General features: G+C 70.4%; 11 protein-coding genes. 6 read left to right on the top strand and 5 right to left on the bottom strand.

The features are described from left to right. Positions 1 to 115 precede the first annotated feature (115 nt). From OH802_RS28065 to OH802_RS28055, 3 genes are read left to right on the top strand one after another with little or no spacing between them, the layout of a single operon-like run. Positions 116 to 745: a hypothetical protein gene (locus tag OH802_RS28065; RefSeq protein ID WP_406023642.1), complete on the top strand. Its 630-nt coding sequence runs from the start codon at positions 116 to 118 to the stop codon at positions 743 to 745. Between the two features lie 25 nt (positions 746 to 770). Beyond that, positions 771 to 2,405 (top strand): hypothetical protein, encoded by a 1,635-nt coding sequence (locus OH802_RS28060; protein ID WP_406023641.1) that lies wholly within the window; start codon positions 771 to 773, stop codon positions 2,403 to 2,405. 11 nt (positions 2,406 to 2,416) lie between these two features. Continuing rightward, positions 2,417 to 3,304 (top strand): glycosyltransferase family 2 protein, encoded by an 888-nt coding sequence (locus OH802_RS28055; RefSeq protein ID WP_406023640.1) that lies wholly within the window; start codon positions 2,417 to 2,419, stop codon positions 3,302 to 3,304. Here the strand turns inward: OH802_RS28055 and OH802_RS28050 are convergent. Genes OH802_RS28050 through OH802_RS28040 form a run of 3 tightly spaced genes read right to left on the bottom strand, consistent with a single transcriptional unit; the run spans position 3,301 to position 7,254 of the window. Then, complete coding sequence (locus OH802_RS28050; RefSeq protein ID WP_406023639.1) at positions 3,301 to 4,461, bottom strand: acyltransferase family protein; 1,161 nt, start codon at positions 4,459 to 4,461, stop codon at positions 3,301 to 3,303. The genes OH802_RS28055 and OH802_RS28050 overlap by 4 nt on opposite strands. Further along, positions 4,454 to 5,830 carry a hypothetical protein gene (locus OH802_RS28045; RefSeq protein WP_406023638.1) on the bottom strand — a complete coding sequence of 459 codons (1,377 nt, stop codon included), beginning with the start codon at positions 5,828 to 5,830 and terminating at the stop codon, positions 4,454 to 4,456. The genes OH802_RS28050 and OH802_RS28045 overlap by 8 nt, the downstream gene beginning before the upstream one ends. Positions 5,831 to 5,832: 2 nt before the next feature. Beyond that, positions 5,833 to 7,254 (bottom strand): polysaccharide biosynthesis tyrosine autokinase, encoded by a 1,422-nt coding sequence (locus OH802_RS28040; protein ID WP_406023637.1) that lies wholly within the window; start codon positions 7,252 to 7,254, stop codon positions 5,833 to 5,835. Positions 7,255 to 7,562: 308 nt separating this feature from the next. Between OH802_RS28040 and OH802_RS28035 the strand changes: the two genes are divergently transcribed. Beyond that, positions 7,563 to 8,267: a hypothetical protein gene (locus OH802_RS28035; protein WP_378822230.1), complete on the top strand. Its 705-nt coding sequence runs from the start codon at positions 7,563 to 7,565 to the stop codon at positions 8,265 to 8,267. 36 nt (positions 8,268 to 8,303) lie between these two features. Beyond that, positions 8,304 to 9,086 carry a siderophore-interacting protein gene (locus OH802_RS28030; protein WP_406023636.1) on the top strand — a complete coding sequence of 261 codons (783 nt, stop codon included), beginning with the start codon at positions 8,304 to 8,306 and terminating at the stop codon, positions 9,084 to 9,086. Positions 9,087 to 9,100: 14 nt separating this feature from the next. On the opposite strand, the gene OH802_RS28025 is transcribed toward OH802_RS28030, so the two are convergent. Together OH802_RS28025 and OH802_RS28020 are read right to left on the bottom strand one after the other, a co-directional pair. Beyond that, positions 9,101 to 10,000: a M15 family metallopeptidase gene (locus OH802_RS28025; RefSeq protein WP_406023635.1), complete on the bottom strand. Its 900-nt coding sequence runs from the start codon at positions 9,998 to 10,000 to the stop codon at positions 9,101 to 9,103. Continuing rightward, positions 9,997 to 10,584: a TetR/AcrR family transcriptional regulator gene (locus OH802_RS28020; protein ID WP_406023634.1), complete on the bottom strand. Its 588-nt coding sequence runs from the start codon at positions 10,582 to 10,584 to the stop codon at positions 9,997 to 9,999. The genes OH802_RS28025 and OH802_RS28020 overlap by 4 nt, the downstream gene beginning before the upstream one ends. Positions 10,585 to 10,651: 67 nt before the next feature. Here OH802_RS28020 and OH802_RS28015 point away from each other — a divergent pair, with 67 nt between their 5' ends. Further along, positions 10,652 to 11,422, top strand: coding sequence for an SDR family NAD(P)-dependent oxidoreductase (locus OH802_RS28015; protein ID WP_406023633.1), 771 nt, complete (start codon positions 10,652 to 10,654; stop codon positions 11,420 to 11,422). Positions 11,423 to 11,442 lie beyond the last annotated feature (20 nt).

Genomic DNA, 11,442 nt, shown 5'->3' with positions numbered 1-11,442 from the left:
CATACCCGATCTTGGGGAGTGCGTGCGCGGATCCCCCCACGGGCGTCCGGGTTGGGCTTTAATCCAACGTCTTTGAATCGATGTCTTTGTCCGACCCGCCCGCGGAAGATCCCCCATGCTCAGTCAAGTCCCGCGCTCGAGGATGTACGTCGCGGCAGCTGTCGCTGCCGTCGTCCTCGTGAGCGTCGCGGTCGTGCTCATCGTGCGCAACCCGTCCGGCCCGGCCAACGCCGGGTCGGACTCGACGGTGGCCGCCGCACCCTCCTCGACGGCGACCCCGTCGGAGAAGGAGTCCGAGTCCTCCGAGTCGGAGGAGTCGGAGGAGTCGGAGCCGGGCAAGCCGTCGGGCGACAACCGCTCGGTCGGCCTGAAGGCCGAGGCGACCTCGGCCCCGGGCGTGACGGCGCGGCTGGCCAGGATCGACTCGGTCCAAGCCACGGCGAGCCTGCCCGGCGAGATCGGCGGCCCCGCGCTCGCGATCACCGTGAAGGTGAAGAACCAGACCGGCAAGAAGCTCGACCTGGCGCTCGGTGTGGTCAACGCCTACTACGGGCCTGAGCGCACCCCGGCGGTGAGCGTCGCCTCTGACGGCGAGGTGCCGTTCCCGGCCTCGGTCGCGGACGGCGAGTCCGCCAAGGGTGTCTACGTCTTCCAGATCCCCGAGGAAGCCCGCCCCGTACGCGTCGAGCTCGATCTGGGCAACGGCGCCGACGTGGTGGTCTTCAAGGGCCGTCCACAGCGATAACCCTCCCCCCACGATGAGAGATGTGATGAAGCCGATCCTGGCTGTTCTGTTGCTCGCGGCAACGAGCCTGACCTTGGCGACCTCCGCGACCTCCGCATCGGCGGACACCGCGCCGACCGATCCCGACCTGCCGAAGACGGTCGCTGCCGACGTACTTCCCACCGTGCAGATCAACGGCGTCGCCTGGAAGCAGGTGATCGTCGGCGACATCGTCTACGTCGGCGGCAACTTCACCTCGGCGCGCCCGGCGGGCGCCGCGGCCGGCACCAGCGAGACCGCCCGGTCCAACATGCTGGCCTACCGGCTCTCGACCGGGAAGCTGGTCACCACCTTCGCGCCGAAGTTCAACGGCCAGGTCAAGGACATGGCGCTCTCGCCCGACAAGAAGCTGCTCTACGTCGCGGGCGGCTTCACCCAGGTCGACGGCGTCAACCGCTACCGGGCCGCCGCCATCGACCTCGCGACCGGCAAGGCCACCAGCTTCCGGCCGATCTTCAACTCGACCACCAACGCAGTCGCGGCGACGTCGAGCGCGATCTTCTACGGCGGCGTGTTCACGTCTGCCGACAACATGGCGCGTACGAAGGTGGCCGCGGTGAAGCCCGGCGACACGGGCACCGGCCTGCTGCCGATGAACCCGAAGGTCGCCGGCGGCAACGTCAACGACATCGTGGTCTCCTCCGACGGCACCAAGATCGTGATCGGCGGGGCGTTCACCAGCGTCAACGGCTCCTCCAACCCGGGCTACGGCATGGCCCGGATCGAGGTCTCCTCGGGCAAGTCGCTGGCGTTGCCGGTCAACTCCGAGATCCGCAACGGTGGCGCCGAGGCCGCGATCCTCTCGCTGGAGTCCGACGGCACCAGCTTCTACGGCACCGGCTACGACTACGGCAGCGGCGGCAACTCCGAGGGCTCCTTCAAGGCCGACTGGGCCACCGGCAAGCTGACCTGGCTCGAGGACTGCCACGGTGACACCTACGCCGTCTGGCCGACCGCCGAGACCGTCTACCAGGCCAGCCACAAGCACGGCTGCGACACCTCCGGTGGCTTCCCGGAGACCAAGCCGCGGGCTTGGTACCACGCCACCGCGACCACTCAGGACGTACGCGGCACCAACATCGCCGACGACAAGTACGGCTACCCCGACCACCCCGGCACCCCGCGCCCGGAGTTCCTGGAGTGGTATCCCAAGTGGACCAACGGCACCTACACCAGCGCCAAGCAGTCGACCTGGACCGTGACCGCCAACGGCAGCTACGTGCTGTACGGCGGTGAGTTCCTGAAGGTCAACGGCGTCGCGCAGCAGGGCCTGGTGCGGTTCGCCGTCAAGGACATCGCGCCCAACAAGGTCGGTCCGACGCTGAAGGGCGCCAAGTGGGCGCTGACCGGCTCCTCACCCTCCGCGGGCAAGGCCACCCTGAAGTGGCCGGGCAACCCCGACAAGGACAACGCGACCGTCACCTACAAGCTCTACCGCGGCTCGATCGACTCCACACCGATCAAGACCGTGAAGGTCTCGGCCCCGTTCTGGAAGCACACCGCGATGACCTTCACCGACACCGGCCGCACCAGCGGCTCGTCGCAGAAGTACAAGATCGAGGCAGTGGACCCGCTCGGCAACATCTCCCGCTCCGACTGGGTGACGGTCACGATCAAGTGATCTGGGTCTGCATGCTCACCTATCGGCGCCCCGAGGGGCTGGCCGAGGCGATCGGCATGCTTCGCACCCAGCTCGATCTGGTCCCTGGCGCGCGGCTGCTCGTCGTCGACAACGACGAGCAGCCCAGCGCCGCCTCCGCGGTCGCGGAAGCGGCCGGGGATGACGTGCGTGTGCGGTATGTGCATGAGCCAACCCCCGGCATCGCCGCCGCCCGCAACCGGGCGCTGAACGAGGCCGGTCCCGAGGCTGTCGTCGTCTTCATCGACGACGACGAGCAGCCCTCGGAGAAGTGGCTGGCGACCCTGCTCGCCTGCTGGGAGGAGACGGGAGCGGCTGCCGTCGTCGGGCCAGTGCTCTCCACGTTCACCGCCGAGCCGGATCCGTGGATCACGGCAGGTGGCTTCTTCCAGCGGCTGCGGCACGTCACCGGCACCGTCGTCACCACCGCGGCGACCAACAACCTGCTGCTCGACATGAGCCAGGTCGGCCCGCTCCGTTTCGACCTCGGCTTCGGCCTCTCCGGCGGCTCCGACACCGTCTTCACCCGCAGCCTCTCCGCCGCCGGGGGCCGGATCGTGTGGTGCGACGAAGCCCCGGTCCATGATCTTGTCCCCGCCGACCGCGCGACACCGGAGTGGGTCCGCGCCCGTGCCTCTCGGATCGGCAACTCGGACTCCCGCGTGCAGGTCTACCTAGCTCCCTCCAGCCGCCGTCCGGTTGCCCGGCTCCGCGCCACCGCCCGCGGTCTCGTACGCGTCCTGGGCGGATCTTCCCGCGTCGTCCTCGGCCGCCTCACCGGCTCGCTGACCCACCACGCCCGCGGCACCCGCACCCTCCTCCGCGGCCTCGGCATGCTCCGCGGCGCCTGGGGCTCCTACGTGACCGAGTACGCCCGCTAGCCCCCGCTGGTCGAGCCGCCGGAGCCGCTAGGCGGAGGCGTGTCGAGACCAACACGTTCCCATCGAGAGCGGATGGGAACGTGTTGGTCTCGACACCGCTCGCTAGCGCTCGCGGGCTCGACCAGCGGGGGCGGCGGGGCCAGCGCGAGATTGCGCTTGGCGGTCCAGCGCGCGATCGGGAAGTCGAAGATGCCGCGAATCCGGCCGGTGATCAGCCGGTCGAGAGCCAGCGCCAGCAGGATCGCGGCGAGGGTCAGCAGGGGCACGGCCATCAGGTCGGCGCCCGGGGGCCAGTCGATGCGATGTCCTGAGCTTGTCGAAGGGTCGCGGCCGGTGAGCAGGGCCGCGGCGGCGGTGATCGGGAAGGCGTGGACGACGTAGATCGGCAGCGTGCGGGTGCCGAGATGGCGTACGAATCCGAGCGCGGGGACTCGCGCGATCATCACCCCGAGCCCGCAGCCGGCGGCCACCGCGAGCAGTCCCAGCATCGGCCGCACGAAGATGATCCGGTCGTCGGCGATGTAGAGGAAGAACCCCAACACCACCGCGTACGTCACCCCCAGCCCGACCACGTGAGCCGGCCGCATCCGCGGCACGACCGACCGCACCGCGGGTGCGGCGCGGGAGGCCAGGACGAAGAAGAACCAATAGCGGAACGTCTTGTCCCAGGGGACATCGCCCGTGGAGACCAGCCCGGCGGCGAAGACCGCGGAGACGATCAGCGCGGTCCCGACGACGAGCCATGCGGGAAGCCGTCGCGTCAGCCATCCCACGAGCGTGAACAGGCACAGCGTGTAGAGGAACCAGAGGTAGACGTTGGGCTCGATCAGCATCCGGGCAACCGCGGCGACGCCACCTGGTGGGGAGTGTGGCAAGAGCGTGCGGAAGGTGCCGAGGAGTAGGCACCACAGGACGTAGAGGTAGATCAGGTTCAGGCACCGTGTGCGCAACACCTCCCGGAGCGGGCGGGCGAGCAGCGAAGGAGCGAGGAGGCCGGAGAGGAAGAAGAACAGCGGCATCCGGAAGGTGTCGAGGGTGTAGGCCAGCCGCGACCAGGGGCCGGCGAGGCCGACCAGGTCGAGGTTGATCACGGCATGGAAGAGCACCACGAGGATGATCGCCAGGCCGCGCGCGGAGTCGATCCAGCCTTCACGCACGCTGCGGACCTCCGGCGAGGTAGCGGCGGCGAGCGCGCTGGTCCCGACGACCCTGGTGTCGCCGCGGCGCCGGGGGCACCCGCTTCGGTGGGGACGGCTCAGCAGCAGCCTCCTTGCGCTGGAGCAGGAACACCCCGAGCGCGAGCGCGAGCGGCGGCAGCGAGCTGATGATCGGGCCGAAGAAGAGGTTCCAGCCGAGCTGCAGGGCGAGGAAGATGCCGAGCGCGGTGCCGGTGCGGTTGGCCATGCTGCGGCCCAGATAGATGGTGGCGAGCCACAGCAGCCATCCCGACAGCACCAGCCCGGCGAGCCCGAACCAGATCCACAGGTCGCCGATCAGCGAGTGCACCTCGATCCGGGTGCCGAACATGTAGTGCTCGACGTAGCCGTTGTCCGGGTCATAACCCAGAACTGACATGCCCTGCTTCGCGGCCTGCATGTCGGTCGGGGTGGCCATGACACCGGCGCCGTAGCCGAGCGGCTCGTGGAGCATCAGTGCGACCGTGGCCCCGATCTCGGGCCGCCCGCCGAGGATGAGCGACCCGGCCGCCCGGGTCTGCTCGACGGTGCGTTCCTGGGCCGAGGCGCCGAGATAGCCGTCCAGGGCGGCCTCCTCGAGCGACTTGTAGATGCCCAGCCCGAGAGCGCCGACCAACACCAGGGAGAGCAGCGCGGAGGTGGTCCGCTTCGCCGTCCTCGGCCGGTGCTGCCACACCAGCAGCACCGCGGTCATGAGCAGGAACGCGCTCATCGACCTGGCCCCGGACAGCGCGCCGACCACGCTGAGCGCCCCGATCACGACCAGCTCGGCCAAGAGCTGTTTCCGGGGCCGCCGCTTGATCAGCTGGCACGCCCCCAGGAGCAGCATCGTCGCCGGGATCGAGAACCCGAACCGCCACGGTTCCTCGGCGAACTGCGGCCTCAACGTCACGGTCAAGAACGAGCCGACGGCGTAGAGGCACACCACGACCCCCGGCGACAGCACCTGCTGCGCCCACAGCAGCGCCCCGACGCACATCGCGGCTGAGACGACCGGAAGCAGCTCGAACAGCACGCCGGCCTCGGTCGGCGGGTGGGTCGCCGAGCGCCAGGTGGCGAGCGCCAGCGCGGAGAAGAGACAGGCAAGAAGAAGTACGCCGCCCAGGGCCGCGCCGCGGTAGCGGCTCGCCTCCCGGATCCAGACCGGTGCGAGGGCTGCCCCGATCAGCCCGCCCACGGTCAGGCCACGGACGAGATCGAAGTCGGTCCCGGCGAGGAACGCCGCGGCACCGGCCAGGAGAGCGGTCAGCACCTCCCAGCCGGTGCGCTCGGCGCGCTGGGTACGCCCGGTGCGACCGGTGCGGACCCGGACCGCCGTCGCGACGGCCATGCTCAGCTCCCGGCGGCCGGGTAGCCCTGCTGGCGCGGTTCCCGGGGACGTACGAAACCGGCGAGGAGGCGGGCGAACCAGCCCTGCTCCGGCTGGCCGTAGTAGGTGTGCGCGGCGGTGTCGCGGACCTGGTTGGCGACGATGCCGAGGCAGCGGGCATCGACGGCCTCGAGACTGTCGATGGCCTCCAGCACCTGCGGGCGGTGGATCGTACGGCAGTTGGCGACCACCAGAGCACCGTCGGTCAGTCGGGACAGGATCGCGCCGTCGGCCACCGGGAGCAGCGGCGGGGAGTCGAGGATGACCACGTCGTAGGCGTCCAGCGCCTCCTTCAGCAGGTCGGCCATCCGCGGTGAACCGATCAGCTGCGCGGGGTTGGGCGGGATCTCACCCATGGTGAGGACGTGCAGGTTGGCGTCGCCCCAGACCTGGACGACGTCGTCGAGCTCGGCCTTCCCGATCAGCACCGTCGTCAGCCCGGCCGCTCCTTCCAAGCCGCAGTAGTCGGCGACCGCCGGGCGGCGCATGTCGGCGTCGACCAGCAGCACGCGCTGACCCTGCTCCGCGATCGCCAGGGCCAGGTTGATCGAGGTGGTCGACTTGCCCTCGCCGCCGATCGAGGAGGTCACGACCATCGAGCGGACCCTCGAGGAGGCGTCGAGGAACTGCAGATTGGTCTGCAATCTCCGATAGGCCTCAGCAGCGACGTTGTGCGGGTCGATGGCGGTCACCGCGCCGCGCGAGCGTCGCTGACCCCGGCGCCGGGGGATCGCCCCGAGGAGCCCCACGTCGGTGAGCTGCTCGAGCTCGGCCGCGGTCCTGACCCGGGTGTCCAGGAGGGCGCGGACGACGGCGATCGCGACGCCGAGGCCGAAGCCGCCGGCGAAACCGACCAGGGCGGCCAGCCGCGTACGCGGCGCGAACGCCTCCTGGGGCGGGTCGGCGCGGGCGACCACGGTCACCTGGACGGCGGACTTCTTGTTGGAGGTGGGGGAGAGGTTGGTGATCGTGGTGGTGAGCTCGTCGGCGACCGAGTTGGCGAGGTCGGAGGCGCCGGTGCTGGTGGTGGCCACCGCGTCGATCTCGATGATCACCGTGTCGAGCGGGTTCTCGGCGGTGATCTCCTCGGCCAGCGCCTTGGGGGTCGTGTCGAGGTCGAGGTCGTAGATGACCTGGTCGAGCACCACCGGCATCGTCGCCAGCTTGGCGTAGGACTGGACGATGTCCTGGGTGAAGGTCGAGCCCTGGACCAGCTCCTGGGTCGTCGCGCCACGCGCGATCGAGACGAAGACGGTGCTCTGCGCGCGGTACTGCGGCGGGCTCGCGTGCGCCTGCGCGAAGGCCGCGCCGGCGCCGATGATCGCGAGCACCGCGACGATGTACCAGCGCTTTCGCAGGGCAGCGACATAGTCGCGCAGGTCCAACAGGTCACTCCATCCGATGTCTTTGCCAGGCTGCTTGTCCGGGACTCACCCGCCGAAGCGGAGCCCGCGGCAATGGGTGGCGCCGTCAGGGCAGGGCCACGGGGCCATCGCACATCCTCACCCCGTTTTGGGGATGACAGGGCCGGGTGTCCGGCCCGTTCACCCAAATGGGGGATTGATCCGTCGTCAGTTTCTGGAGCCGTACGCCGACTGCGTAATGTCTGTCCGTCACGTTCGGGGGGTTGGCCGCGTGGATGTGACGTCCACGCTCGAGAACCGGCAGGCAACTGTTTCGAAGGTAGGCAGGGATGGACACCGCGACGATCCTGGTCGTCTGCACCGGGAACGTACGACGATCGCCGGCGATCGAGGCGATGCTCCGTGAGGGCGTCGGCCAGATCGGTGGGCTCGCGCGCCACGGCATCACGGTGATCTCGGCCGGCAGCGAGGCGCTCGAGGGCTACGACATGGACCCGATGATCGCCTCCGAGGTGGCCCTCGCCGGGGTCCGGCTGACCAGGCACCAGGCCTACCCGCTCGACGTCGACGACATCGAGAGCGCCGACCTGATCATCACCGCCGAACGCTCCCACCGCAGCGAGGTCGCCCGGCTGGTTCCCTCCGCGGTCAAGCGCACCTTCACCCTCGTCGAGATCGCCGCGCTCGGCGACCTGCTCGGACGCACCGCCCTGGGCGGCCCCGCGGGCTCGGAGGCGGATGCGGCCGCCCGGGTGCGTACGCTCGTCCAGCTCGCGCCGCTGCAGAAGGCTCGGCGGCGGGTCCGGCGGCCGGCCGACGACGACCTCCTCGACCTGCGGAAGCGGACCCCACGCGAGGCCCGACGGCTGGTGACCGAGGCCCGGGGCCACGTCGAGTCGCTGCTGCGGGTGCTCGAGCCGAGCCTGTCGCTGGTCGCCAAGCCCCAGCGCCCCGCTCCCGACATCCCCTCGCCGGCCCCTCCGGCGGACGCGACCCAGCCCCGGTCCGTGCACTCCACCCGGTCGGCGGGTTGACCCCGGCGTGTTTGAAGGCAAGTTAGGGTTGCCTACATGACCCGTCCCGCCAAGCCCGAGACCATCCTCGTCGTCACCGCCACCGAGCGGCTCAGTCCGACGATGATCCGGGTGAGCTTCCGCTCCGAGGACCTGAGCGCCTTCTCGTCGAGCGTCTTCACCGACCGCTACGTGAAGCTCGTCTTTCCTCAAGACGACGGCGCGGTGGTGCGCACCTACACCGCTCTCAACCCCTCGGTCGAGGAGGGCACCCTCGACATCGACTTCGTCGTTCACGGCACGGAGGGGTACGCCGGCCCCTGGGCCGCCGCGGCCAAGCCCGGCGACACCCTCGCGGCTCGCGGTCCCGGCGGTGCCTACTCGCCCGACCCGGAGGCCGACTGGCACCTGATCGCCGGTGATGAGACCGCTCTGCCGGCCATCCGCGCCGCGCTGGCAGCGCTGCCGGCCGACGCCCGCGGCTACGCCGTCATCGACATTCCGGCGCCGGGCCACGAGCAGCCGCTCGACCACCCCGCCGGCGTCGAGGTGACCTGGCTGGTCACCGGCGGTCACACCCACCACGCCGCCGAGGACGCCGAGGGCCACGAGCAGCCGCTGGTCACTGCCATCCGCGACCTGAAGTGGCTCGACGGCCGCGTCCACGCCTTCGTCCACGGCGAGGCCGCGGTCACCATGCACGGCATCCGCCCCTACCTCCTCAAGGAGCGCGGCGTCCCGAAGGCCGACCTCTCCATCTCCGGCTACTGGCGCCGCGGCCGCACCGAGGAGACCTTCCGCGACTGGAAGCGCGAGCTCGCCGAGGCCGAGTCCGCCTGACTCGGCGTTGAGTATCAGGTGCCGTTCTCGCTGAAGTGCTGGTAGTCCTTCAGCGAGTTCCAGTCGCCGCCCCACTCCCAGCCGATGTCGGCGAAGGCCTGGACCACGACGTCACCCTCGTGGATCATCCCGGGCGCCTTCCTGGACCGGTCCAGATACCAGCGGGCTAACTCGGGGATGACGCGGTCGCCCTTGACGTACGGGTTCTGGAAGGTGTTCAGGTCGATCGCCAGGCCGTAGGCGTGCTGGGAGAACGAGGTCTGGCCGACTGAGGGGCGGCAGACGAATCCGCCGGTGCCGTTGCCGTCGCCGGTCGGTGGCGCGTCCAGGGCCGCCTTCGTGGTGATGTCCATCTGCTCGATCGGGAACCTCGCCTCGTAGAGCCGCCGGAAGACCCCGACGACGTCCTCGGCGACTCGCGCGTTGATCAGCATCTCGCCGGTGTGGCGGGCGCCGTCGAAGCCCCAGAACGTCATCCGCACCCACGCCAGCTCCTGCCGCGAGACGGGGCACCCCGGCACCCAGGTCGAGCGCGCGATCACGTCGTCCGGCGCGATGTCGACCTCAGCCGCGAAGCCGTCACCGGGCAGCATCGGCATCATGTCCGGCAGCGTCCACGCCCGGTTGCGCAGCTCCTTCGGCGTCGGCCCGGCGATCCCGTAGCCCTCCGCGTCCTCCGTCAGCACCCGGGTGCCGAGCCATGGTGGCGGCACGGTCCCCGGCTTCGCGACAGCCGGAGAAGAAGACGAAGGTACGTCGCTGGGTGACGGCTCCGCCGAGGTCGAAGGAGCCGAGGCGCTGGTCGTCGGCGACGGCTCGGCCTCGGGCGCCCCGCCGCAGGCGCTGAGTGCGAGCAGAAGGACCGCAGCCCCGGCGACGTACGTCCTGGTTCTCAGCGATCCGCCCAAAGTCATCGCGGCCACGCAGCCATCGCGGCCGTGGCGAGCCCGCGCAGTTCCTGCCGGGTGGCGCCGTCGATCGCCTGCACCGACATGCCCTGGATCACCGCGCCGAAGAGCCGCGCCAGGGCGCCCGCGTCGGTCCCGTCCGGCAGCTCACCCTCGGTGACCGCGGTCCGCAATCGCTGCTCGATCCCGGCGAGCGTCTCCGAGCGCATCTTCGCCGGGCGGGTGGCGACGCCGCGCTGGGCGGTGCCCAGTGCCAGCGCGGCCGTCGAGACCATGCAGCCCGGCGGAAGGCCGCTCTCGCTGAACCGGTCGGCGGCCTCGTACAGGAATTCCGAGATGGCCTCGCGAGCCGGCCCGTTGGGCCGTAGCACGGTGCCGTGCTCGCTCGCGTAGCGCTCGAGGGCGGTTTGGTAGAGCAGCTCCTTGGAGCCGAACGCCCCGTAGAGGCTGGGTGCCTTCAGCCCGGTCGCGGCCTCGAGCGTCGCGACGCTCGTGCCTTCGTACCCGTGCTCCCAGAACGCCCGCATCACGGCGTCGAGCACCGCGTCCTCGTCGAAGGAGCGCGGACGTCCGCGGGAGGGCTTGCGCATTTCCATAGTGATCCCTACATTAACCCTCACCGCATTATTTAGCGACTACTACAGAAATGAGACCGAGATGACTCGCAACGCACTCGTCACCGGAGCCTCGCGCGGGATCGGCCGCGCCATCGCCGTACGTCTGGCCGCCGACGGCGTCGGCCTGATCGGCGTCCACTACGGCTCGAACCGCGCGGCCGCCGAGGAGACCGCGCGGCTCGTCGAGGCGGCCGGGGCCCGGGCGGTCCTGATCGGGGCGGACCTCGGCGAGGACGGCGCGAAGGCGGCGGCCGAGATCGCGGAGGCGTGGACGGCGGCTGCCCTCGAGGAGACTGTGCTCGATGAGGTTGCCGGCCTCGACATCCTGGTCAACAACGCGGGCATCAACGGCAACCAGGAGCTCCACGAGCTCGACCCGGCCACCGCGCGCCGCGTGCTCGAGGTCAACCTGATCGCGCCGATGTTCCTGACCCAGGCGGTCGCTCCGCACCTGCGCGAGGGTGGCCGCGTCATCAACGTGTCGACCGGCTACACGCGGGTCGCGGCGCCGACCCACCTGGCGTACGCCGCGGCCAAGGCCGGGATCAACAACCTCACCCGCTCGCTGGCCGCGCCGCTCGCCGCACGTGGCGCGACGGTCAATGCGGTTCTCCCCGGCGTGATCGAGACCGACATCAACGCCGACTGGATCAACCTGCCCGGGCCGAGGGCGCAGGCCGACGCGCTCTCCGTGTTCGGCCGGATCGGCACGCCGGAGGACGTCGCCGACGCGGTCGGCTTCCTCGCCTCGCCCCAGGCGCGCTGGGTCACCGGCGAGACGCTCGACTTGACCGGCGGGTCGGCCCTCTGAATGGCTTGACTTCGAGTGCA

Origin of the sequence: Nocardioides sp. NBC_00850, from assembly GCF_045207335.1 — a bacterium.
GTDB lineage: Bacteria > Actinomycetota > Actinomycetes > Propionibacteriales > Nocardioidaceae > Nocardioides.
This window is presented reverse-complemented; position numbering and strand designations above follow the sequence as displayed.